General features: G+C 63.4%; 23 protein-coding genes and 1 tRNA gene. 15 read left to right on the forward strand and 9 right to left on the reverse strand.

The features are described from left to right. Positions 1-95 precede the first annotated feature (95 nt). The 5 genes from CKW22_RS08305 to CKW22_RS08325 all read left to right on the forward strand — a co-directional run bounded on the left by CKW22_RS08305 (position 96) and on the right by CKW22_RS08325 (position 4,819). Positions 96-2,534, forward strand: a complete 2,439-nt coding sequence (locus CKW22_RS08305) for a Lon protease family protein (RefSeq protein ID WP_033701381.1) — start codon at positions 96-98, stop codon at positions 2,532-2,534. A 162-nt stretch (positions 2,535-2,696) separates the two neighbouring features. Beyond that, positions 2,697-3,035 carry a hypothetical protein gene (locus tag CKW22_RS08310; protein WP_016713353.1) on the forward strand — a complete coding sequence of 113 codons (339 nt, stop codon included), beginning with the start codon at positions 2,697-2,699 and terminating at the stop codon, positions 3,033-3,035. Between the two features lie 177 nt (positions 3,036-3,212). Beyond that, the gene (locus CKW22_RS08315) at positions 3,213-3,701 is read left to right on the forward strand and encodes a TIGR00645 family protein (protein ID WP_016501546.1); all 489 of its coding nucleotides are present in this window, start codon (positions 3,213-3,215) and stop codon (positions 3,699-3,701) included. 109 nt (positions 3,702-3,810) lie between these two features. Beyond that, complete coding sequence (locus CKW22_RS08320) at positions 3,811-4,116, forward strand: DUF6482 family protein (RefSeq protein WP_033701379.1); 306 nt, start codon at positions 3,811-3,813, stop codon at positions 4,114-4,116. A gap of 85 nt (positions 4,117-4,201) precedes the next feature. Beyond that, positions 4,202-4,819 carry an FKBP-type peptidyl-prolyl cis-trans isomerase gene (locus CKW22_RS08325; protein WP_033701378.1) on the forward strand — a complete coding sequence of 206 codons (618 nt, stop codon included), beginning with the start codon at positions 4,202-4,204 and terminating at the stop codon, positions 4,817-4,819. Between the two features lie 26 nt (positions 4,820-4,845). Here CKW22_RS08325 and CKW22_RS08330 read toward each other — a convergent pair whose 3' ends face one another. The 3 genes from CKW22_RS08330 to CKW22_RS08340 form a co-directional block, all read right to left on the reverse strand. Next, on the reverse strand, positions 4,846-5,091 hold the full coding sequence (locus tag CKW22_RS08330) for a hypothetical protein (protein ID WP_095064002.1): 246 nt from the start codon (positions 5,089-5,091) through the stop codon (positions 4,846-4,848). Positions 5,092-5,242: 151 nt separating this feature from the next. Further along, positions 5,243-5,584 (reverse strand): zinc ribbon domain-containing protein YjdM, encoded by a 342-nt coding sequence (locus CKW22_RS08335; protein WP_033701376.1) that lies wholly within the window; start codon positions 5,582-5,584, stop codon positions 5,243-5,245. 153 nt (positions 5,585-5,737) lie between these two features. Continuing rightward, positions 5,738-6,706: a polyprenyl synthetase family protein gene (locus CKW22_RS08340; protein WP_033701373.1), complete on the reverse strand. Its 969-nt coding sequence runs from the start codon at positions 6,704-6,706 to the stop codon at positions 5,738-5,740. A gap of 245 nt (positions 6,707-6,951) precedes the next feature. Here CKW22_RS08340 and rplU point away from each other — a divergent pair, with 245 nt between their 5' ends. The 5 genes from rplU (at position 6,952) to CKW22_RS08365 (ending at position 10,639) form a co-directional block, all read left to right on the forward strand. Beyond that, on the forward strand, positions 6,952-7,266 hold the full coding sequence (gene rplU / locus CKW22_RS08345) for a 50S ribosomal protein L21 (protein ID WP_003247466.1): 315 nt from the start codon (positions 6,952-6,954) through the stop codon (positions 7,264-7,266). Positions 7,267-7,304: 38 nt separating this feature from the next. Further along, positions 7,305-7,562, forward strand: a complete 258-nt coding sequence (rpmA, locus tag CKW22_RS08350; RefSeq protein ID WP_008092023.1) for a 50S ribosomal protein L27 — start codon at positions 7,305-7,307, stop codon at positions 7,560-7,562. 188 nt (positions 7,563-7,750) lie between these two features. Beyond that, positions 7,751-8,977 (forward strand): Obg family GTPase CgtA, encoded by a 1,227-nt coding sequence (cgtA, locus tag CKW22_RS08355; protein WP_095064003.1) that lies wholly within the window; start codon positions 7,751-7,753, stop codon positions 8,975-8,977. An 85-nt stretch (positions 8,978-9,062) separates the two neighbouring features. Then, on the forward strand, positions 9,063-10,181 hold the full coding sequence (gene proB / locus CKW22_RS08360) for a glutamate 5-kinase (protein WP_033701371.1): 1,119 nt from the start codon (positions 9,063-9,065) through the stop codon (positions 10,179-10,181). Next, complete coding sequence (locus CKW22_RS08365) at positions 10,178-10,639, forward strand: CreA family protein (protein ID WP_047582786.1); 462 nt, start codon at positions 10,178-10,180, stop codon at positions 10,637-10,639. Before proB ends, CKW22_RS08365 begins: the two co-directional genes overlap by 4 nt. 151 nt (positions 10,640-10,790) lie before the next feature. Here CKW22_RS08365 and mksF read toward each other — a convergent pair whose 3' ends face one another. Genes mksF through mksB form a run of 3 tightly spaced genes read right to left on the reverse strand, consistent with a single transcriptional unit; the run spans position 10,791 to position 15,605 of the window. Further along, positions 10,791-13,622 carry an Mks condensin complex protein MksF gene (gene mksF / locus CKW22_RS08370; RefSeq protein ID WP_033701369.1) on the reverse strand — a complete coding sequence of 944 codons (2,832 nt, stop codon included), beginning with the start codon at positions 13,620-13,622 and terminating at the stop codon, positions 10,791-10,793. Then, positions 13,619-14,326, reverse strand: a complete 708-nt coding sequence (gene mksE, locus CKW22_RS08375) for an Mks condensin complex protein MksE (RefSeq protein ID WP_033701368.1) — start codon at positions 14,324-14,326, stop codon at positions 13,619-13,621. The genes mksF and mksE overlap by 4 nt, the downstream gene beginning before the upstream one ends. Then, positions 14,316-15,605 carry an Mks condensin complex protein MksB gene (gene mksB, locus CKW22_RS08380; RefSeq protein WP_033701367.1) on the reverse strand — a complete coding sequence of 430 codons (1,290 nt, stop codon included), beginning with the start codon at positions 15,603-15,605 and terminating at the stop codon, positions 14,316-14,318. Before mksB ends, mksE begins: the two co-directional genes overlap by 11 nt. Positions 15,606-15,841: 236 nt before the next feature. On the opposite strand from mksB, the gene CKW22_RS08385 reads away from it, so the two are divergent. From CKW22_RS08385 to CKW22_RS08400, 4 genes are all read left to right on the forward strand, one after another. Then, entirely contained in the window at positions 15,842-16,627 is a 786-nt protein-coding gene (locus CKW22_RS08385) for an energy transducer TonB (RefSeq protein ID WP_095064004.1), read from the forward strand. Then, a complete protein-coding gene (rimI, locus tag CKW22_RS08390; protein WP_047582784.1) occupies positions 16,624-17,079 on the forward strand; it encodes a ribosomal protein S18-alanine N-acetyltransferase in 456 nt (151 codons plus the stop codon). The genes CKW22_RS08385 and rimI overlap by 4 nt, the downstream gene beginning before the upstream one ends. Before the next feature lie 51 nt (positions 17,080-17,130). Then, positions 17,131-17,769, forward strand: coding sequence for a carbonate dehydratase (gene can, locus CKW22_RS08395; protein ID WP_033701363.1), 639 nt, complete (start codon positions 17,131-17,133; stop codon positions 17,767-17,769). A 75-nt stretch (positions 17,770-17,844) separates the two neighbouring features. Next, positions 17,845-18,429 carry a D-Ala-D-Ala carboxypeptidase family metallohydrolase gene (locus tag CKW22_RS08400; RefSeq protein WP_077068631.1) on the forward strand — a complete coding sequence of 195 codons (585 nt, stop codon included), beginning with the start codon at positions 17,845-17,847 and terminating at the stop codon, positions 18,427-18,429. Here CKW22_RS08400 and CKW22_RS08405 read toward each other — a convergent pair. After that, positions 18,369-19,286 carry a LysR substrate-binding domain-containing protein gene (locus tag CKW22_RS08405; protein ID WP_095064005.1) on the reverse strand — a complete coding sequence of 306 codons (918 nt, stop codon included), beginning with the start codon at positions 19,284-19,286 and terminating at the stop codon, positions 18,369-18,371. The genes CKW22_RS08400 and CKW22_RS08405 overlap by 61 nt on opposite strands. Positions 19,287-19,406: 120 nt before the next feature. Here CKW22_RS08405 and CKW22_RS08410 point away from each other — a divergent pair, with 120 nt between their 5' ends. Then, positions 19,407-20,024, forward strand: coding sequence for a LysE family translocator (locus CKW22_RS08410; protein WP_095064006.1), 618 nt, complete (start codon positions 19,407-19,409; stop codon positions 20,022-20,024). A gap of 116 nt (positions 20,025-20,140) precedes the next feature. Here CKW22_RS08410 and CKW22_RS08415 read toward each other — a convergent pair. Then, positions 20,141-20,217, reverse strand: a tRNA-Met gene (locus CKW22_RS08415). Between the two features lie 95 nt (positions 20,218-20,312). Then, entirely contained in the window at positions 20,313-21,236 is a 924-nt protein-coding gene (locus CKW22_RS08420) for a FecR domain-containing protein (protein WP_095064007.1), read from the reverse strand. Positions 21,237-21,282: the final 46 nt, after the last annotated feature.

The following is a 21,282-nucleotide window of genomic DNA, read 5'->3' on the forward strand; positions in this document are numbered from 1 at the left end:
CGCGACTGCGACATAAAGTCCCGCCGAGCCTTGCAAGGCGCGCGCGGGCAGCGCCAGAATGCTGCGTATCCGCCCCGCCGAAGTAAGGAAACCCAATGCCCGATCCTGTCGCTGCGCGCCTGCGTCTTGCGCCTGAAGCCCTGACCCGGCGTTTTTCCCCCGAGCAGTTTGCTTTTACCCACACTGACGATCTGGAGCCGTTTCGAGGTGTCCTGGGCCAGGAGCGAGCAGTCGAGGCCCTGCAATTCGGCGTGGCCATGCCCCGCCCTGGCTACAACGTGTATGTGATGGGCGAGCCCGGCACCGGCCGCTTCTCGTTCGTCAAGCGCTACCTCAAGGCCGAAGGCAAGCGCCAACACACCCCTGCCGACTGGGTATACGTCAACCACTACGAAGACACCCGCGAGCCGCGTGCCCTGGAGCTGCCTTCGGGCACAGCCGGTGAATTCATCACCGACATGAACGGGCTGATCGACAACCTGTTGTCGACCTTCCCGGCGGTGTTCGAGCACCCGTCGTACCAGCAGAAGAAGGGCGCTATCGACCGTGCCTTCAACCAGCGTTATGACCGCGCCCTGGATGTGATCGAGCGCGCTTCGCTGGAAAAAGACGTGGCCCTGTACCGCGACGCCAGTAACGTCGCCTTCACCCCGATGGCCGAAGGCAAGGCGCTGGACGAGGCCGAGTTTGCGCAACTGCCGGAGGCGGTGCGTGAGCAGTTCCACGAAGACATCGCCCTGCTCGAGGAGCGCCTCAACGAAGAGCTGGCCAGCCTGCCGCAGTGGAAGCGTGAGTCGAACAACCAGCTGCGCCAGCTCAATGAAGAAACCATTACCCTGGCCCTGCAGCCGCTGCTGGCGCCGCTGTCGGAAAAGTACGCCGAGAACGCGGCGGTCTGCGCCTACCTGCAGTCGGTGCAGTTGAACCTGCTGCGCACCGTGGTCGAGCAACTGGTCGATGACAGCAAGACCGACGCCGTGGCGCGCAAGATGCTCGAAGAGCAATACGCGCCGAGCCTGGTGGTGGGGCATCACCACGACGGTGGCGCGCCGGTGGTGTTCGAGCCGCACCCGACCTACGACAACCTGTTTGGCCGGATCGAATACAGCACCGACCAGGGCGCGCTGTACACCTCCTACCGCCAGTTGCGCCCGGGGGCGTTGCACCGGGCCAATGGCGGCTTCCTGATTCTTGAAGCCGAGAAGATGCTCGGCGAGCCCTTCGTCTGGGATGCCCTCAAGCGGGCGCTGCAGTCGCGCAAGCTGAAGATGGAGTCGCCGCTGGGCGAGCTGGGCCGGGTGGCGAGCGTCAGCCTGACGCCGCAGATGATCCCGCTCAACGTCAAGCTGGTGATCATCGGCTCGCGTCAGCTCTACTACGCGCTGCAGGACCATGATCCGGACTTCCAGGAAATGTTCCGGGTGCTGGTGGACTTCGACGAAGACATGCCCATGGTCGACGAGAACCTGGAGCAATTTGCCCAGCTCTTGCGTACCCGCACCAACGAAGAAGGCATGGCGCCGCTGACCAGTGATGCCGTGGCGCGCCTGGCCACCTACAGCGCCCGGCTGGCGGAAAACCAGTCGCGGCTGTCGGCACGCATCGGTGACCTGTTCCAGCTGGTCAGTGAGGCCGACTTCATTCGCCAGCTGGCCAGCGACGAGATGACCGACGCCGGGCACATCGAGCGTGCGCTCAAGGCCAAGGCCACCCGCACCGGGCGTGTGTCGCAGCGGGTGCTGGACGACATGCTCGCCGGCATCATCCTGATCGACACCGAAGGCGCGGCCATCGGCAAGTGCAACGGCCTGACGGTGCTGGAGGTGGGTGATTCGGCATTCGGCATGCCGGCGCGTATCTCGGCCACGGTCTACCCCGGCGGCAGCGGCATCGTCGACATCGAGCGTGAGGTCAACCTGGGCCAGCCGATCCACTCCAAGGGCGTGATGATCCTCACCGGCTACCTGGGTAGCCGCTACGCCCAGGAGTTCCCGCTGGCCATTTCGGCGAGCATTGCCCTGGAGCAGTCCTACGGTTACGTCGACGGTGACAGTGCCTCGCTGGGTGAGGTGTGCACGCTGATCTCGGCGTTGTCGCGCACGCCGCTCAAGCAGTGCTTTGCCATCACCGGTTCGATCAACCAGTTCGGTGAAGTGCAGGCGGTGGGTGGGGTCAACGAGAAGATCGAGGGCTTCTTCCGGCTCTGCGAGGCGCGCGGCTTGACCGGCGATCAAGGCGTGATCATCCCGCGTGCCAACGTGGCCACGCTGATGCTCGACGAGCGGGTACTGCAGGCGGTCGAAGGCGGGCAGTTCCATGTGTATGCGGTCAGCCAGGCCGACGAGGCGTTGAGCCTGCTGGTGGGCGAGGAGGCCGGCACGGCGGATGAAAATGGCGAGTTCACCGAGGGCAGCGTCAACGCCCGCGTGGTGGAGCGCCTGCGCGAAATCGCCGAGATGATCAGTGAAGAGGACATCAAAGAGGCAGAAAAGGAACGCCTGGAAGAGGTGATTGCGCAGGCTAAGCCGGCCTAAGTCAATAAACCGGCGCTGGCGGCGATGTGCTACCGTTCAGCGCCGGTTTTCCAACTTTCTGTGCTGTTCCTCTATGCTGGAACTTAGGACGGTATCAGCGTTCAGGATGGAAACAGCCTGAGGGTTTCAGGCTGAACAGGGCTCATTGGAGGGGACGCGGCCATGCGCAACCTCAGCCTTACTCGCCAGTGCCTGGGCCTGGTGACCCGCATCGAATGCAGCATCCGCCCACTGGCCGGCGACAACGGCATGTGGACGCTGCTGTTCGCCGCCGGCATGGCCGGCGAGCAACCTTCGGCCATCAAGGCCCAGGGGCCGTTTCACGGGCCGCTGGTGGCCGAGTCGGTGCTCAATGCCATTGTCGACAGCCTGACGCTACACGGGTATCAGGTTGCCGAAGACCCGCAGATCTGGTGCCTGCACCTGCAGGCCCAGTTGCGTCGCATCAATGGCGAGCGCTGTCGTAACCTGGGGGATTATCAGTTCCATCCGGAAAGCTAGCCGATTGCTGGGGCCGCTGCGCGCCCCTTTCGCGACACAAGGCCGCTCCCACAGCGGTGGCCGGGTGCGGCCTTGTGTCGCGATTGCGCTGCGCAGCGGAGCCGGGCTTTTGCTGCAGCAGGTGGCTGGCTATACTCGCCGTCGCTTTTTTAGTCACCTGACGAGTCCCTACCCTCCATGGAACGTATTCTCGAAAATGCGATGTATGCCTCGCGCTGGCTGCTCGCCCCTATCTACTTCGGCTTGTCCCTCGGGCTGTTGGCCCTGGCCCTGAAGTTCTTCCAGGAAGTCGTTCACGTCCTGCCCAACGTATTTGCCCTGAGCGAAGCCGACCTGATCCTGGTGATCCTGTCGCTGATCGACATGTCGCTGGTGGGTGGCCTGCTGGTGATGGTGATGATTTCCGGCTACGAGAACTTCGTCTCGCAACTGGACATCGACGACAGCAAAGAGAAGCTCAACTGGCTCGGCAAGATGGACTCATCTTCGCTGAAGATGAAAGTTGCTGCCTCGATCGTCGCCATTTCGTCGATTCACCTGCTGCGCGTGTTCATGGACGCACAGAACATCTCCACCGACTATCTGATGTGGTACGTGATCATCCACATGACCTTCGTGGTGTCGGCCTTCTGCATGGGTTACCTGGACAAGCTCACCAAGCACTGAGCCCGCCTGATAGGGTAAAACTGACGAGTGGCGTCAGTTTTACCTTGTGTATTCCCTGGCCCTGTACAAAAAATGAGCACTCATGCGGTTCCCGCTGCGAGGTGCTCTCATGAACCTGCATCAGCTCAATACCGAGGCCAGGGTTGGCCATGTCGACGAACTCAACCTGATCGCCATCGAAGGTGGTGATTACCTGCTTGAGGCCCGGGTCAAGGGCCGTGCGCATCCGCTTTCCGACAGCCGCGGGCAACGCTTGCGCGTGCACTCCGTGGAAGAAGCGCGTGACCTGCTCAAAGCCCTTCCATTGCTGTCACTGAACCTGTTGCACTGGTCAGTGCAGGACGAAATGTGCGGCATGGGCACGCACCCCGAAGAAGACCTGAAAGTACCGATTTCCCAGCGTTCGGCCTGGTAGCTGCTCCAGGCGCCCCAGTGTGCTAGGCTGCTCGCCCTTTTCATCAAGGGCGCGGCTTCACTGCGCCCTGCAGTGGAGCACGACAATGTCCGAACTCAACCTGTCTACCGACGAAACCCGCGTCAGCTACGGCATCGGCCGTCAGCTGGGTGGCCAACTGCGTGACAACCCGCCACCAGGCGTCAGCCTGGACGCCATCCTGGCCGGCCTGACCGACGCCTTCAACGGCGCCGACAGCCGCGTCAGCGAAGCCGACCTGTCGGCCAGCTTCAAGGTCATCCGCGACATCATGCAAGCCGAGGCAGCTGCCAAGGCTGAAGCAGCGGCTGGTGCCGGCAAGGAATTCCTGGCCGAAAACGCCAAGCGCGAAGGCATCACCACCCTGGCTTCGGGCCTGCAGTTCGAAGTGCTGACCGCAGGTGAAGGCGCCAAGCCGACCCGCGAAAGCAACGTGCGCACCCACTACCACGGCACCCTGATCGATGGCACCGTGTTCGACAGCTCCTACGAGCGTGGCCAGCCGGCTGAATTCCCGGTAGGCGGCGTGATCGCTGGCTGGACCGAAGCCCTGCAGCTGATGAACGCTGGCAGCAAATGGCGCCTGTACGTGCCGAGCGAGCTGGCCTACGGCGCCCAAGGCGTTGGCAGCATCCCGCCGCACAGCGTACTGGTGTTCGACGTCGAGCTGCTCGACGTTCTGTAATGCCTATGGGGCCGGCTTAGCCGGCCTCAGTTCCAATCCGTCCCCTCAGGGCGCAACGCCCGCGCATAGCAGAACAGAAACAAATTCCGCACCAGCTCCTTGAGCACCCCAGGTTCACTCGAATTCAGCCCGCTCATGTCCAGGTCGCCCTGGTCGCGCAGTTCATCAAGGGCTTCTTCTTCAAGCACCGCGCACACTTCGCCGGTCTCGCGATGCAAGATGCGCAGGTAAGGGTGAGGGCGGTCCAGCCAGGCGTCGATCAGATAGGTCATGGCTATTCTCCTTGGATAGCAGTTCCAATGAGAATAATTCTTATTATCAAAATAGCAAGGGTCTATTGGCGTATTTTTGCCGAATGGTGCAGTGACCCTGTTGCAGGATCTGTCAGGGCCACCAGAAAGGTAGCCCCGTCGCACCCGAGGGTCAGACCTTGCGCACGAACTCGGACTTCAGCTTCATGGCGCCGATGCCGTCGATCTTGCAATCGATGTCGTGGTCGCCGTCGCACAGGCGGATGTTCTTGACCTTGGTGCCGACCTTGACCACCAGGGACGAGCCCTTGACCTTGAGGTCCTTGATGACGGTGACGGTGTCGCCGTCCTGCAGCACATTGCCGACCGAATCCTTTTTCACCACGTCATCGCTGGCGGCATCGGCTTCGCCGTTGGCCGACCACTCGTGCGCGCACTCGGGGCAGATCAGCTGGGTGCCATCCTCGTAGGTGTATTCGGAATTGCATTTGGGGCAGGGCGGCAAAGTGCTCACTTCGGTTCCTTAAACAGACAGGCGGTTGAAAAGGCCCATATTGTATAAGGTTTTCTCTGTGAAGTGTTTTGTCCTTGCAAAAGCATCGCGGGCAAGCCCGCTCCTACATGGACCTGTAGGAGCGGGCTTGCCCGCGATGAAGGTGGCGCGATGTTAGTGCGTACGCGCTACCGCAAACTCGCTCAGCTCGATCAACGCATCGCGATATTCACTGGCCGGCAGCACTTCCAGGCACTCGATGGCCCGCTTCACGTAGTCACGGGCCATCTGCGCGGTGTAGTCAAGCGCGCCCGAGGCTTCGACCGCTGCACGGATCTGCTCGAGGTCTTCAAGGCCACCCTTCTGGATCGCCTGGCGCACCAGCGCAGCCTGTTCAGGCGTGCCTTCGCGCATGGTGTAGATCAGCGGCAGGGTCGGCTTGCCCTCGGCCAGGTCGTCACCGACGTTCTTGCCCAGGGTCTGCGAGTCACCCTTGTAGTCCAGCAGGTCGTCGACCAGCTGGAAGGCTACACCCAGGTGGTCGCCGAAGGTGCGCAGGGCTTCGCGCTGCGCGTCGCTGGCGCCGGCCAGCGCGGCGGCGCTGTGGGTCGAGGCCTCGAACAGCATGGCGGTCTTGCCGCGGATGACCTCCATGTACACCTCTTCCGTGGTGCTGGCATCGCGCACGCGCGACAGCTGCAGCACTTCACCCTCGGCGATGACGCGGGTGGCCTTGGAGAGGATCTGCATGACCGGCATCGAACCCAGTTCGACCATCATTTCGAACGAGCGCGAATAAAGGAAGTCGCCCACCAGCACGCTCGGTGCGTTGCCCCACAGTGCATTGGCGGTGGAACGGCCGCGGCGCATGCCGGACATGTCGACCACGTCGTCGTGCAGCAAGGTGGCGGTGTGCAGGAACTCGATGGTCGCTGCCAGCAGGCGCAGGTCGTCGCCTTCGCGGCCCAGGGCCTTGCCACACAGCAGGACCAGCAGGGGACGCAGGCGCTTGCCACCGGCCGACGTGATATAGTCGCCGATCTTCGATACCAGCGGCACGCGCGAGGTCAGCTGCTTCTTGATGATCTCGTCGACGGCGCTGAAATCATCAGCCACCGCGCGGTAGAAGGTTTGGGGTTGCATCGGCTGCTCCATTGACGTTGCGCGGCATGCTAGGTCGCGGGTCCCGGTGTGTCAAGGCGCGGTGCCAGCGCCACGGGGGCGGTACTTGCAAGCAAAACCGGGGTTGCGTACAATCGCGCACCCTAACTTCCTGGGCAGCACCTGCCTTACGCAATTGCACCGGGCCGTTCCAGCCCCATGCAGCCATGCCAGCCAATACTCATCATATAAAGCGCTGGGTGAGCAGGATTATCGGAGAAATACCCATGTCTTACGCAGTAATCGTTACCGGCGGCAAGCAGTACAAAGTCGCTGAAGGTGAATTCCTCAAGATCGAAAAACTGGAAGTCGCCACTGGCGAATCCGTGACTTTCGATCGCGTTCTGCTGGTTGCCAACGGTGAAGAAGTCACCATCGGCGCTCCAGTCGTCGCCGGCGCTAAAGTTGTTGCTGAAGTCGTTTCGCAAGGCCGTCACGATAAAGTCCGCATCATCAAGTTCCGTCGTCGTAAGCACCACATGAAGCGTATGGGCCACCGCCAGTGGTTCACCGAGATCAAAATCACCGGCATCCAGGCTTAATCCCCTAGATCCCCTGAATTTATTTGGAGAATTGAACCATGGCTCACAAGAAGGCTGGTGGTAGTACCCGTAACGGTCGCGACTCAGAATCGAAACGCCTTGGCGTGAAGATGTATGGCAGCCAGGTCGTCAAGGCCGGCAACATCATCGTCCGTCAGCGCGGCACCCAGTTCCACGCCGGCTACGGCGTTGGCATGGGCAAGGATCACACCCTGTTCGCCAAGATCGAAGGCGTGATCAAGTTCGAGAAGAAAGGCGAGTTCAACCGCCGTTACGTGAGCATCGTCGCAGCCTAATCGCGACGTCGCTCCAGAAGCCCCGTCATGCGACGGGGCTTTTTCGTTTGTGGTGAGCCTCTTGCAAAGCTGTTTGTATGGGCTGCCGGCGTGGGTTTCTACGGTCGTACGGGGCCGCCGCGCTCATTTTTGCAAGAGCCTCAGGTTTTTTAAGTATTCAGCTCGTCGGAAGACGAGGGGCGGTTTTAATGAAGTTTGTTGACGAAGTATCGATTCGAGTCAAAGCCGGTGACGGCGGTAACGGTTGCATGAGCTTCCGTCGCGAAAAATTCATCGAAAACGGTGGGCCTAACGGCGGCGACGGTGGTGACGGCGGTTCGGTGTACATGGTTGCCGACGAAAACCTCAACACCCTGGTCGACTACCGCTACACCCGTCACCATGAGGCCCAGCGGGGCGCCAATGGTGGCAGCACCGACTGCACCGGCAAGAAGGGTGAAGACCTGTTCCTGCGGGTGCCGGTCGGCACCACGGTGATCGACGCCACCACCCAGGAAGTGATCGGTGACCTGATCACCCCTGGCCAGAAGCTGATGGTCGCCCAAGGCGGCTGGCACGGCCTGGGCAACACCCGCTTCAAGTCGAGCACCAACCGTGCGCCGCGTCAGACCACCCCGGGCAAGCCAGGTGATCAGCGCGACCTGAAAATGGAAATGAAGGTCCTGGCCGACGTCGGCCTGCTCGGCCTGCCAAACGCTGGCAAGAGCACCTTCATCCGTTCGGTGTCGGCTGCCAAGCCGAAAGTCGCCGACTACCCGTTCACCACTCTGGTGCCGAACCTGGGCGTGGTCAGCGTCGACCGCTGGAAGAGCTTCGTCATTGCCGACATCCCCGGCCTGATCGAAGGCGCATCCGACGGTGCCGGCCTGGGTATCCGCTTCCTCAAGCACCTGGCGCGTACCCGCGTGCTGCTGCACCTGGTCGACATGGCGCCGCTGGACGAAAGCAGCCCGGCCGATGCCGCAGAAGTGATCGTCAACGAGCTGACCCGCTTCAGCCCGTCGCTGGCCGAGCGTGAGCGCTGGCTGGTGCTGAACAAGTCTGACATGGTCATGGGCGACGAGCGCGACGAGCGGGTCAAGGAAGTGGTCGAGCGCTTGCAGTGGGAAGGCCCGGTCTACGTGATCTCGGCCATCTCCAAGCAGGGCACCGACAAGCTCAGCCACGACCTGATGCGCTACCTCGAAGACCGCGCCGACCGCCTGGCCAACGACCCGGTCTTCGCCGCCGAGCTGGCCGACCTCGACCAGCGCATCGAAGACGAAGCCCGCGCCCAGCTGCAGGCTCTGGACGACGCCCGTACCCTGCGTCGCACAGGCGTCAAGAGCGTCCACGACATCGGCGACGATGACGGTTGGGACGATGATTTCGAGGACGACGAAGACGGCCCGGAAATCATTTACGTGCGCGACTGACCGGTTGCAGTACACTAAACGCCGCTCTCTGGAGCGGCGTTTTTGTATCCACTGTATCTACAGATTCGACATAGGTTGGAAGAAGATGCGAAGCAAGGTGACGGGCGCCAAGCGCTGGGTCGTGAAGATTGGCAGTGCGCTGCTGACCGCCGATGGCAAAGGCCTGGATCGCGGCGCAATGGCCGTTTGGGTCGAGCAGATGGTCGCGCTGCGTGAGGCAGGCGTGGAGTTGGTGCTGGTCTCTTCGGGGGCAGTGGCAGCGGGCATGAGCCAGCTGGGCTGGACCTCGCGACCGAGCGCGATGAACGAGCTGCAGGCCGCCGCTTCGATCGGCCAGATGCGCCTGGTGCAGGCCTGGGAGTCGAGCTTCGGCGAGCACGGCAAGCACACCGCGCAGATCCTCCTGACCCATGACGACCTGTCCGACCGCAAACGTTACCTGAACGCGCGCAGCACCCTGCGCACGTTGGTCGACCTCGGCGTGGTGCCGGTGATCAACGAAAACGACACCGTGGTCACCGACGAGATCCGCTTCGGCGACAACGACACTTTGGCCGCGCTGGTGGCCAACCTGGTGGAAGCCGACCTGCTGGTGATTCTCACCGACCGCGACGGCATGTTCGACGCCGACCCGCGCAACAACCCCGAAGCCCAACTGATCTATGAAGCCCGTGCCGACGACCCGGCGCTCGACGCCGTGGCCGGTGGCACCGGTGGCGCGCTGGGCCGTGGCGGTATGCAGACCAAGCTGCGCGCCGCACGCCTGGCGGCACGTTCCGGTGCGCATACCATCATCATCGGTGGCCGCATCGAGCGCGTGCTTGATCGCCTCAAGGGTGGTGAGCGCCTGGGCACCTTGCTGTCGCCTGAACGCGGCATGCTCGCTGCGCGCAAGCAGTGGCTGGCCGGGCACCTGCAAACCCGTGGCACGCTGGTGCTCGACGCCGGCGCCGTGCAGGCACTGCGCCAGGCCAACAAGAGCCTGTTGCCGGTTGGCGTGAAGACCGTGCAGGGCAGTTTCCGCCGTGGCGAGATGGTGGTTTGCGTCGGCCCGGACGGCCTTGAAGTGGCCCGCGGCCTGGCCAACTACAGCGCCCTCGAAGCGCAGAAAATCATCGGCCAGTCGTCCGATGCCATCGAGGCCCTGCTCGGTTACAGCGCCGAGCCGGAGCTGGTGCACCGCGACAACCTGGTGCTGGTATGAATAGGTTCAAGCGGGTGATTGCCGTGGCGGCATTGGCACTGCCGATGCTGGCCGCAGCGGAAGAGGTTGGCCAGGTGTCGACCGTGTTCAAGTTCCTCGGGCCGAACGACCGCATTGTGGTCGAGGCTTTTGATGACCCCAAGGTCGAGGGTGTGACGTGCTACCTGTCGCGCGCCAAGACGGGCGGTATGAAGGGCGGCCTGGGCCTGGCTGAGGACCGTGCCGAGGCGTCGATTGCCTGCCGTCAGGTGGGGCCGATCAACTTCAAGGGTGAGCTCAAAGACGGCGAAGAAGTGTTCAAGGAACGCACCTCGCTGGTGTTCAAGACCATGCAGGTGGTGCGCTTCCTCGACAAGAAGCGCAATACCTTGGTGTACCTGGTGTATAGCGACCGCATGATCGAAGGCAGCCCGCAGAATGCGGTGACGGCGATTCCGATCTTGCCTTGGGCTCATTGATAGGCCGGTGAAAGTTGGGAGGCCTTTGGCCTCCTTTCGCGGGGCAAGCCCGCTCCCACAAATTCAGCACAGTCATCACAGGCGGCGGGGTAGTTGTGGGAGCGGGCTTGCCCCGCGATTGGGCCGCAAAGCGGCCCCTATCGAAGAGTAATCAGGCCAGTTCTTCGGCCTGATCCTCACGCACGTCGGCCTTCACCTCATCCAGCCGGCTGATGAACTTCCAGTCCGCCTCATCGATGTAGATACCATTCGGCCCGCTACCGCCTTCCAGGTCGATCGCCACCTTGGCCGACACCTGTGGCTTCACACTCGCCAGAATCGGCACAAAGCCCAGTTGCAGGCTGGTTTCCAGCAAGGCCGCCTGGTTGCGTTCGTCGATGTCTGCCGCCTCGTCGAGGTAGTACGGCAGGCGAATGCGCCCGGCCAGGTCACGGTCCATCAGGTGCAGCAACAAGTACATGTTGGTCAGCGCCTTGATGGTCATGGTGGTGCCGTTGGACGCGGCGCCGTCGATGTCGGCGTGGATCACCGGCTGGCCATTGACCTTGGTGATCTCGAAGGCCAGTTCGAACAGGTCCTTGAGGCCCAGCTGGTTGTGGTTGGCCGCCACCAGCCGTGCCAGGTACTCCTTGGCCTCTTCGTTCTTGTGGTCCTGGTCGGAGTTCTGCGTCAGGTCGAACACCGACAGGGTTTCGCCTTCCTCGTACTGGCCGGCGCTGTGGATGATCTGGTCGATGTGCTTGAGCGCTTCCTTGTTCGGTGCCAGCACCACGCGGAAGCTCTGCAGGTTGGACACCTGGCGTTTGTTGATCTCGCGGTTGAACAGCGCCAGTTGGTGCTCGAGGCTGTCGTAGTCGCTACGGATGTTGCGCAGGGTCCGGGCGATGTCGGTGACTGCGGCGCGGCGCGCCTTGGCCAGGGTCAGGGCCTCATCGGTGCGGTGCGCGTAGGCGTTGACCAGCAGTTGCAGGCGGCGCTCCATGTCGTCTTCGCTGTCGAACTTGGCCACGCCCTTTAGGCGCACCTGGGCGTACAGCGCCTCGATCTGGTTGTCCACCCGCTGCAAGCCCTGCCAGCTGTCCTGGTAGTCGTTGAGCATCGGCAGCAGGTTGTCCATCGAGTCGTCGACCGCTTCCATGAACGGCGTGCCGTAAGGCAGGTCGGCCGGCAGCAGCTGGCGGCGGCGCAGGGCGTCTTCAAGGGTGCGCTGCTTGGACTCCAGGTCGCCGAGCTGGCGGCCGACCAGTTGCAGCTTGGCCGACAGTTGCTGGACGCGCTCGGTGAAGGCATCGCTGGAGCGTTTGAGCTCGTCCTGGGCCGCTTCCAGTTGTGACAAGTGCTCCAGTTTCTCGGGTTCTTCGGCCGCCAGCGTTTCGCTGCGACGGAAGTCTTCCAGCGCCTTCTGCGCATCCAGTACGGCCTGGTACAGGGTTTCCGTCTGCGCCTTGGAGGCGGAGCGGTCGGCGGCCACGGCCTGCTGGGTCTTGAGCTGCTTGAGCTCGCGCTCCAGGCGGTCCTTCTGGTCGCGCAGGGCGGCGCGGTCGGCCAGCGCCTGCAGGGCTGGTGGGTCGATGTGCGAGATATCGATGGAAAGGCCCGGAGCCTCGAAGCGCTCGCCTTTGAAGCCATCGAGCACCGCTTCCAGCGACTTCACCCACAGGTCGCTGTCGTCCAGTTCGATGCCGCGCTCGCCCAGCGGCAGGCTGAACAGCGCGCCGTTGAACAGGCGCATCAGGCGGTCGACGTCCTGCTGCGAGAACTCTTCGCGCAGGCGGGCATAGCTGTTGTTGTCGGCGTGGTCGAGCTGCTGCTTGACCTGCTTGACGCGTTTTTCCAGGTCGCGTACGCGCTCGTCCAGGTCTTCGGCAGAGAACTGCCGCGACTGGGCCAGGGCGCCGGCCAGTTCGTCGTGGGCATCCTTGGCGGCCAGCAACTGCTGCTCCAGGACCTTGACGTCATCGACCAGGGCGAAGCGGCGCTTGAGCACCGACAGCTCGCCGAGCCAGCGCTGGATGCCGGTGATCTCACGCTCCAGCCGCATCAGTTCTTGGGTGCCTCCGCGTTGGTCGTTCTGCAGCCGGTCCTGTTCGCCACGGTAGTGCTCGGACTGGATGACCAGCTCTTCCTTGCGCGCCATGGCGTATTCCTGCCAGGTGCCCAGCAGGTTGTCGAGCAGGGGCGAGAGGCGGTGCAGCTTGCCGCGCAGAATGTCGCGCTGGGCAACGCCACCGGCGAGGGCTTCGACCAGCGGGCCGGCGGCGACCAGGGCGTTGTAGTCCTGCTCCATGCGGCGCACGTCGCGGAAGGCTTCTTCACAGGCCGCGATGTAGTCGACGCTGCCCGAGCGCAGGCTGTGCTCGAAGGCGTCGAGGAACAGCTGCTTGAGCTTGGCTGCGGTGATCTCGCGCATGTGCAGCAGGTTGATGAACAACGCGCGGAAGGTTTTCAGGCTTTGCTCGCTGGTCGAGCGCAGCGGGATCATGGTCAGGTCCAGCGGCACCGAGGTGTGGCCGCCGACCAGCAGCCGACGCAGCTCGTCGGGCTTGAGCTCGTAGGCCTTCAGGCCCAGGCGCTCGAGGTTGGTGAACAGCTCTTTCTGACGCAGGCAGGTGTCGTTCTTCTGGTAGTGGGCCAGGTCCAGTTCGCCTTTGTAGGCGAAGAACTGGTGGCCGAAACCGCCGCCCGGGCCGCGGCCGACCACGCCGATCACGTGCGGGCCGTGGGGCAGGTTCAGTTCGCAGAGGATGTACGAGGTGTCGCTGGCGAAGTAGAAGCGACGCGACTGCTCCAGGCTGTACTTGCCGAAGCTCATGTCGGACATGCGCGCCAGGATCGGGAACTGCAGGGCGTTGATCGAGGCCGATTTACCCAGGTTGTTGGCGCCGTACACCGACAGCGGGTGCTCCAGCGGGAACAGGCCAAGGCTGTAGCCGGCGGTGTTGAGCAAAGCAAAGCGGCGGATGCCGTAGCGTTCCTGGCTCATGCGTCAATCTCCTGTTGCTCTTCGCGGATGGCCCGGGCCAGGGCGTCCTCTTCGCTCTCGTCGCCTTCGAATGGCGACAGGTCGAGCGGGTCGTCGGTGCGGTTGAGTTGCTCCGGGCTTTCTTCCTCGGCCAGTACCGGGGTCGGCAAAGGCAGGTCGCTGTGCAGGGTGGCGGCCAGGTCGCGGTCCTGCTGCACCGACAGGCAGACGTCGAGGAAGCGATGCATCGGCGGCAGGAAGCGGTAGATACCGCCTTCCTCGAAGGCGAAGCCGAGCTGGGTCATGCGCCGCAGGATTTTTTCTTCCAGTTCTTCGACGGTTTGCACTTCGGCCTGCAGGAACAGGTCGCGGTATTTTTCCAGCAGCGATGGCAGTTCGTCGCGGCCAATGCTGCCGCCGTCGAGCACGGCCATTGGGTCGCGGCCCTGGTCGGCCAGGTGCTCGACCAGGATGAAGGTGAACAGCGACAGGCGCTGGGCGGTCTTGTTGACCTGCGCGGCGGCAAGCTCGGGCACGAAGTAATAGAAACCACGGGTGTCGCACACCAATTCGAAGCCCAGGGCCTTGAACAGGGTGCGGTACTGGTCCTGGAAGTTCGACAGCTGAGCGTACAGCTCGGGGTCACGGCGGCTGACGTGGAAACCTTTGAACAGCTCGCGGAAGATCGGTGCGAGCTGGGACAGTTCGGAAAGATCAAGATGCATTGGCTGGGCTCGCGTTGGATTCGGCAGTCGTTCTGGCGACGTCTTCACGGCTGGACGTCAGGGCGAACGAGCGCAGGCTGACCAGGTGTTCGTGGGTGGTGTAGTCGCGGCGTTCGAGGCGCTCGCGCTGGAAGCGCTTCTCGCGCGACAGGCGCGAGAACCAGTACAGCAGTTCGTCGGTGGCGCCGTCGGGCTCCTGCTCCAGTAGCCAGACCATCAGGTCGGGCAGCGGCAGGGCCTGCTCGCAGCGTTCGAGCATTTCCTTGACCGTGCGTGGCGCGCGCGGCAACGGGTCTTTGTCGGTCTTGTGCGCCTTGGGGAAGCGCGCAGGCTTGGGCTCGAAGCGGGCCAAAGCGTAGACATAGGCCTCGACCTGGCTGGCGCTGCCGAGGAAGGTGCTCTGCGGCCGGGTGAACATCGGCATGGCCGCTTGCGGCACGGCATCGATGCCCTTGCGGCGGATCACCGACAGCGCCAGGGCGGCGCCACGGGTCACGGCGTTGTGCCGGCGCGCTTCTTCGCGCAGTGGCAGCAGCAGTTCACGGGCGTGGCGCAGGGTCAGCTGGGCGCTGGTCTGCATTTCCAGGATGCGCGCGTGGGTACGCAGCAGCATGTCGTCGTCGACCAGGTGGCCCAGGCGCGCCTGCTCGCCCAGCAGGCGCAGCAGCACGGTTTCGACCTTGCGCACGCCCTGTTCGAAGGCGCCGTCGGCGTTGACCAGCTGGATCATCGGCTCGACGTACTCGTCCCAGGTTGCGAGGACTTCAGCGTAGCGCTGGCGCAGCGGGATCTGGCGGTTGCTGGTCTTGGCCCGCTCGGCCACGGCCACCAGCGCCTGCTCGTCGTTGTCGAGCTTCTTCAGCACATCGCGCACGCGCATGTCGAGCAGGCGCAACTGGCGCGCCAGGTCGTCGCTGTCGCGGTTGTCGAAGGCATCCTGGATGTGCCCGGCAAGGCGTTCCAGGTGGCGCAGGTAGGCTTCGATCTCCAGGCACAGGCCCAAGCGGTGTTCGCGGCGTAGGTAGGCGAGGAAGTCGTGGATCTGGGCGTTGAGCTCGAAGCGGTTCGGGCTCTTGGCCACCGGCACCAGGATATCCAGGCGGATCCACACGTCGAGCAGCTGGGTGATGTCCTGCGGGGTACTCTCGACCTGCTGGCGGGCCACATGCTGACGCAGTTCGACCAGGCTCAGGGTGCCCTGGTCGAAACGTTCGCACAGCGGCTCGATCAGGGCCCAGTGTTCGGCTAGGGCGCGCAGGACGCGCTTGGGTTCGATCATGGCTTCGACTCGTTGCCAAGAAAAAGGGGGCGATTGTACTGCATACGGGGGGGAGGATTTCACCCCTTGGTCTGTAATGAGAAATGGCCTTTGTTTATTTGTGTGTATGGCGGGAGGGCTTTGGCGCCTGGAAGACCGAGCGCCGCCCGGGCGGCGCTCGGTCTTCCAGGCGCTGCAAAAAACCCGCCGTACGCGTTACAATGCCCGATTGATATAACCCCCCGGATACCCGCCTCGTGCTGACCGAACCCCGTCGCCGCGCCTACCTTTCCGCCATGCAAGTGGTGCACTGGCTGCCGCGCGCCGAACTGCCGTTCGCTGCACCGTCGCGCCCCGAACTGTTGTTGCCGGTGGCCCCGGTCGAAGACCTCGACTTCGACGTCAAACCAGCGCCCGCCGCCAACGAAGCCCCTGCCGCCCCCCAGGCGCGCAGCGGCGAACGCCCGAAAATCGAGATTCCGCGCCCAGGCAGCACCCCCAAGCCTGCCGCCAAGCCCATCGAAGCAGAAGAACCAGCCCCCGCACCGCGCCCGGTGCCGGTGCCGCCACCGCGCTTCTCGTTGCAACTGCTGCGCGCCGGCAACTGCCTGCTGCTGGTGGAACTGGCCACCGGCCAGCCGTTCCAGAGCCGCGACCCGTCCTACTTGTTGCTCAAGGACATGCTGCGCGCCGCCGGCCTGCCCGACGCCCCACAGATCATCGGTGAGCCGGTGCGCTGGCCGCTGCTGGTGCGCGGCAACATGGACCAAGGCCCGGACGCTGCACGCGATTTCGTCCAGGGGTTCATCCAGGCCCGCCTGGAAGAGGCACCCTGCACCTGCTTGTGGTTGATCGGCCTGCCCGCGCTGCGCTTTGCCGGCAATACCGACGCGCACACTTACTACCAAACACTGACGCTTGAGGGCCTGGGCGATGCCTGGGCCTTGCCGGGCCTTGAACTGTTGATGGACGAGCCGCAGCGCAAGGCGGACGTCTGGCAAGCCATGCGCCAGCTGATGGCGCGCTGGAAGAGCGTTGAATGAGTGACTCGATCAGTTTCCGCCCGATGACCGAGGCGGATCTGGATGCCGTGCTTAAGATCGAATATGCCGCGTTCAGCCATCCCTGGACCCGCGGAATCTTTCTGGATGCGCTCAAGTCCTACGAAGTGTGGCTGATGTTCGACGGCCAGCAGCAGGTCGGCCATGGCGTGATCAATGTGATCATCGACGAGGCGCACCTGCTCAACATTACCGTCAAACCCGAGAACCAAGGTTTCGGCCTGGGCCTGCGTCTGCTTGAGCACCTGATGGCGCGGGCCTACCAGCTCAATGGCCGCGAGTGCTTCCTGGAAGTGCGCGCCAGCAACCAGTCGGCCTATCGGTTGTACGAGCGCTACGGGTTCAACGAAATCGGCCGCCGCCGTGACTACTACCCGATGGCCGGCGGCCGTGAAGATGCCCTGGTGATGGCCTGCACCCTGTTCGAGGAGTGACCCCTCGAGTGCAGGCCTTGTCACACAGGTACAACCTGATGAGGCAAGACCATGCACGACCTGCAGGAACTGATCGACAACAATGCACGCTGGGCCGATGCCATCACCCAGCGTGACCCCGATTTCTTCGCCAAACTGGCCCGTCAGCAAACCCCCGAGTTCCTCTGGATCGGTTGCTCCGACGCCCGCGTGCCGGCCAATGAAATCGTCGGCATGCTGCCTGGCGACCTGTTCGTCCACCGCAATGTCGCCAACGTGGTGCTGCACACCGACCTGAACTGCCTGTCGGTGATCCAGTACGCCGTCGAAGTGCTCAAGGTCAAACACATCCTGGTCACCGGCCACTACGGTTGCGGCGGCGTGCGCGCTGCCATGCAGGACCGCCAGCTCGGCCTGATCGACGGCTGGCTGCGTTCGATCCGCGACCTGTACTACGAAAAGCGCGGCGAACTGGCCAAGCTGGAAACTGAAGAGGCGCAGGTCGATCGCCTGTGCGAGCTGAACGTCATCCAGCAGGTCGCCAACGTGGCCCACACCAGCATCGTGCAGAACGCCTGGCATCGCGGGCAGGAGCTGTCGGTGCATGGTTGCATCTATGGCATCAAGGACGGGCGTTGGAAGAGCCTGGACACCACCATCAGCGGCTTTGCCCAACTGCCACCGCAGTATCGGTTGCGGGCGTTGGAGTAGGCGGTGTGTTGCCCTGCGTTTCTGCTTACATAACTTGAAACAGGGTGTTCGATCTCGTTGAGCAGGGGAGTGGGGATGACAGGCGCGAAGTGGCTGCTGATGGCGATGGGCATGTGGGTGGTTAGTGTCGCGCACGCCGATGACCGTGACCTGTGGATGTTCGCCCAATGGGCCGGCGATCATCAAACACGCCCCTTCCGCGAAATGCTGGTGGATGCCCGGCTGTATGGGGTGGTGCCGATCCATCAACTGCTTCGCTCGGCCTCTGACTGGAAGCTGTGCCGGGCATCCCCCTTCGCCGTGCCACCTGCCAGCCAATGGCCTGCGGTGCGCTCGACGCTGGCATTGCTCAACACCCTCGACGACCAGGGCATCCTGCGCCAGTTCGAAGTGGTCTCGGCCTACCGCGACCCCAGCCTCAACCGATGTGCGGGCGGTGCCGTGGGTAGCGCCCATACCCGCGCATTCGCCGTTGATATCCTGTTGCCGGCCTGGGCCGACCCCAACCCACTGTGCAGTTTCTGGCAACAACACGGCCAGGCCTGGAACATGGGCCTGGGCCGTTATCCGTCAGGTCGCATCCATATCGACACCGCCGGCTATCGCACCTGGGGTGGCGATGGCAGTGCGGGCTCGTCGTTCTGCGCCAGGCCCAGGTGAGCCAGGCAGGCTTGGCATTCGCTGATCACCCACTCGGCAAAACGCTGGCGCTTGCCGCCATCGTCCAGCGGCTGCGGGCTGAGCAGGTGATACGCAGAGCCGTCGCGCAAGAAGCCGAAGGGGGCCTGCAGTTGGTCGCTGTCGAGCTCGTCGCGCACCATCAGCGCTGAGCCCATGGCCAGGCCCAGGCCCGCACTGGCGGCCTGGATCGACAGGTAGAAGTGCTCATAGTCGCTGCGCTCGGTGTGCCTGGCCCGTTGCGTGCTCAGGCGCAGCCAGGTGGGCCAGGCGCTGGGCCGCGTGCGGCTGTGCAGCAGGCGTTGACCATCCAGGCTGGTGACGGCGCCGGGGCGGCACACCGGGCCGATCCATTCGTCGCAGATCTTGCGGTGATGGAGTTGGCGGTCCCAATGGAAGTCATCGCGGCGCAGCGCCAGGTCGACGCCGCTGCGTGTAAAGTCCACTGGCCCACCGGCGGCTACCAGATGCAGCTGCAGGTCGGGGTGGGCGGCGTTGAAGCGGGGCAGGCGCGGGATCAGCCAGCGCATGGCGATGGTGGGCTCGCAGGAGAGTACCAGCACATTGTCGCTGGCCTGCTGTTGCAGGCGCTGCACGGCGCCTTCGAGCTGTTCGAACATGGCCTGGGTGGTGCCCTGCAGGGCGCGGCCGGCGGCAGTGAGGAAAATGGCCCGGTTGCGGCGCTCGAACAATTCGACGCCAAGGCTTTCTTCGAGCAGGCGTACCTGACGGCTGACCGCGCCATGGGTGACGTGCAGGCGCTCGGCGGCGCGCACGAAGCTTTCGGTTTCGGCGGCGATGTCGAAGTAGCGGAAAGCGTTGAGGGGCGGCAGTTTCATGTTGTGCTGTCTGTGAGAATAACTAGCGGATAACCGCCACTATAAATCGATTTTTCCCAGTTAATAAGCCCGGGATAATCGGCGCGTCTGTGCATTTTCATCGCCTATCGAGACCCGCCAATGACTGAACTCATCGCTGTAGCCCTGTTCACCGTCCTCGCCGTCATCAGCCCTGGCGCCGACTTCGCCATGGTCACCCGCAGCAGTTATGCACAGGGCCGCAAGGCCGGGCTGGCGGCTGCGGTGGGGATTGCATTGGGCGTACAGGTGCATGTGCTGTACACCGTACTGGGCATTGCGGTGATCATCAGCCAGAGCCCGACGCTGTTCCTGTGCATGAAGGTGGTGGGCGCGGGTTACCTGGTCTACCTGGGCTACAAATCGCTGACCAACACCGAGCGCATCAGGATGGACGGTATCGACCGGCACACTGGCGCCAGCCTTGCGGCCGCGCTGCGCACCGGCTTTCTCACCAATGCCTTGAACCCCAAGACCATGCTCTTCGTCATCAGCGCCTACACACAAGTGGTGCAGCCGGGCAGCCCGTTGGCACTGGACTTCGCCTACGGCGCGTTCATGTCTTTTGCCCACTGGCTGTGGTTCAGTCTGGTGGCCGTGTTTTTCTCCAGCACGGCGTTGCGCAAGGCAATGATCGAGCGACAGCGGCTGGTGGACCGGGTGATCGGGCTGGCATTGATCGGCCTGGGCCTGGCGGTGGCAGTCACAGGTGTGCGTTGATGTGACGATTGCAAGTTGGGGTGCTGGCCATATAGGCCGCACCCAAACAGCTCAGGCTGTGCTTTTTCGCAGGCAAAGAAAAAGGGCTTACCTTTCGGTAAGCCCTTTATCATGTTTGGTGGCTACACAGGGACTTGAACCCCGGACCCCAGCATTATGAATGCTATGCTCTAACCAACTGAGCTATGTAGCCAATGGCGCGCATTATTCCCTTGTGATGCCCCTCTGTCAACACTCATTTCAAAAAAAATTTGCACGCTTTCAAAAACTTAGCCGCCAGGGCCGGCCTCAGCGCACGATCAGCCAGTGGTCGAGCACGCCCTGCAGCTGCAATTGCTGGGTGCTGGCCAGTGCGGCAAGGCTTTCGGCAGGGCGGTCGAGGCTGAAGTCGCCGCTCACGCGTCGATGGGCGGCCTGCTCGTCGAGCATCCACAGGCGTTGCCCCTGGTACCCCGCCAGGCGCTCCAACACCTGCCCCAGCGGCATGTCGGTGGTTCGCAGGCGGCCGTTGCGCCAACTGTCGGCGGTCTTCATGTCGGCTTTTTGTACAGGGTCGATCCGTGTGGCATCGAATGTCACCCGTTCGCCGGCAGAGACCAGGCGCTGTTCGCCACCCTGGACCACCATCGCCTTGCCACTGAGCACCACCAGTTCGTTGTGGTCGGCAAAGCGGGCAATTTGCAGGCGGGTACCGAATACCTGGATGCGCGCATCGCCCACGTCCACTTCCATGGCGCGGCCATCGAGCAGTACCTCGAGGTACACCTGGCCTTGTACCAGGTGCAACTGGCGGGTACGCCCGCGCAGGTCGACGTTCATCGCGCTGGCGCTGTCCAGGTGCACGGTCGAGCCGTCGGCCAGGCGCAGGCTGCGGCGTTCGCCAACGTCGGTGTGCATTTCGCTGCCCAGGCGTTGCATCAGCGGCCAGTACAGGTAGGCCAAGGTGCCCATCACCAGTAGAAACACCAGCGCCAGCCATTTGCCCAGGTGGCTGCGGCGCGCCGTTAGCTGCCGGGGTTGCGGGCGAGCCGGTGCGGGTTGCAGCTGTTGCCAGAAGGTTTCCAGCTCAGCGTAAGCCTGGGCGTTTTGCGGCACTTGGCACCAGGCGGCAAACACCTGGCGTTCGCCTTCGTCACACCCGGGCTGACGCAAACGGGAGAACCACTCCAGGGCTTCCTGCTGCGGGTCGGGCTGGAATTGCTTGGCGGGCATCGGGCTCATGGGATCGGTCTGCTCACGATAGGGGCCGTTTCGCCCA

This window comes from Pseudomonas sp. Irchel s3f19, assembly GCF_900187555.1.
GTDB classification, from domain to species: domain Bacteria; phylum Pseudomonadota; class Gammaproteobacteria; order Pseudomonadales; family Pseudomonadaceae; genus Aquipseudomonas; species Aquipseudomonas capeferrum.

Excerpts from the sequence above, each read along its gene's own strand:
- CKW22_RS08305 (WP_033701381.1), top strand. The coding sequence starts at position 96 with ATGCCCGATCCTGTCGCTGCGCGCCTGCGTCTTGCGCCTGAAGCCCTG.
- CKW22_RS08310 (WP_016713353.1), top strand. The coding sequence starts at position 2,697 with ATGCGCAACCTCAGCCTTACTCGCCAGTGCCTGGGCCTGGTGACCCGC.
- CKW22_RS08315 (WP_016501546.1), top strand. The coding sequence starts at position 3,213 with ATGGAACGTATTCTCGAAAATGCGATGTATGCCTCGCGCTGGCTGCTC.
- CKW22_RS08320 (WP_033701379.1), top strand. The coding sequence starts at position 3,811 with ATGAACCTGCATCAGCTCAATACCGAGGCCAGGGTTGGCCATGTCGAC.
- CKW22_RS08325 (WP_033701378.1), top strand. The coding sequence starts at position 4,202 with ATGTCCGAACTCAACCTGTCTACCGACGAAACCCGCGTCAGCTACGGC.
- CKW22_RS08330 (WP_095064002.1), bottom strand. The coding sequence starts at position 5,091 with ATGACCTATCTGATCGACGCCTGGCTGGACCGCCCTCACCCTTACCTG.
- CKW22_RS08340 (WP_033701373.1), bottom strand. The coding sequence starts at position 6,706 with ATGCAACCCCAAACCTTCTACCGCGCGGTGGCTGATGATTTCAGCGCC.
- rplU (WP_003247466.1), top strand. The coding sequence starts at position 6,952 with ATGTCTTACGCAGTAATCGTTACCGGCGGCAAGCAGTACAAAGTCGCT.
- rpmA (WP_008092023.1), top strand. The coding sequence starts at position 7,305 with ATGGCTCACAAGAAGGCTGGTGGTAGTACCCGTAACGGTCGCGACTCA.
- cgtA (WP_095064003.1), top strand. The coding sequence starts at position 7,751 with ATGAAGTTTGTTGACGAAGTATCGATTCGAGTCAAAGCCGGTGACGGC.
- proB (WP_033701371.1), top strand. The coding sequence starts at position 9,063 with ATGCGAAGCAAGGTGACGGGCGCCAAGCGCTGGGTCGTGAAGATTGGC.
- CKW22_RS08365 (WP_047582786.1), top strand. The coding sequence starts at position 10,178 with ATGAATAGGTTCAAGCGGGTGATTGCCGTGGCGGCATTGGCACTGCCG.
- mksF (WP_033701369.1), bottom strand. The coding sequence starts at position 13,622 with ATGAGCCAGGAACGCTACGGCATCCGCCGCTTTGCTTTGCTCAACACC.
- mksE (WP_033701368.1), bottom strand. The coding sequence starts at position 14,326 with ATGCATCTTGATCTTTCCGAACTGTCCCAGCTCGCACCGATCTTCCGC.
- mksB (WP_033701367.1), bottom strand. The coding sequence starts at position 15,605 with ATGATCGAACCCAAGCGCGTCCTGCGCGCCCTAGCCGAACACTGGGCC.
- rimI (WP_047582784.1), top strand. The coding sequence starts at position 16,624 with ATGAGTGACTCGATCAGTTTCCGCCCGATGACCGAGGCGGATCTGGAT.
- can (WP_033701363.1), top strand. The coding sequence starts at position 17,131 with ATGCACGACCTGCAGGAACTGATCGACAACAATGCACGCTGGGCCGAT.
- CKW22_RS08400 (WP_077068631.1), top strand. The coding sequence starts at position 17,845 with ATGACAGGCGCGAAGTGGCTGCTGATGGCGATGGGCATGTGGGTGGTT.
- CKW22_RS08405 (WP_095064005.1), bottom strand. The coding sequence starts at position 19,286 with ATGAAACTGCCGCCCCTCAACGCTTTCCGCTACTTCGACATCGCCGCC.
- CKW22_RS08410 (WP_095064006.1), top strand. The coding sequence starts at position 19,407 with ATGACTGAACTCATCGCTGTAGCCCTGTTCACCGTCCTCGCCGTCATC.
- CKW22_RS08420 (WP_095064007.1), bottom strand. The coding sequence starts at position 21,236 with ATGCCCGCCAAGCAATTCCAGCCCGACCCGCAGCAGGAAGCCCTGGAG.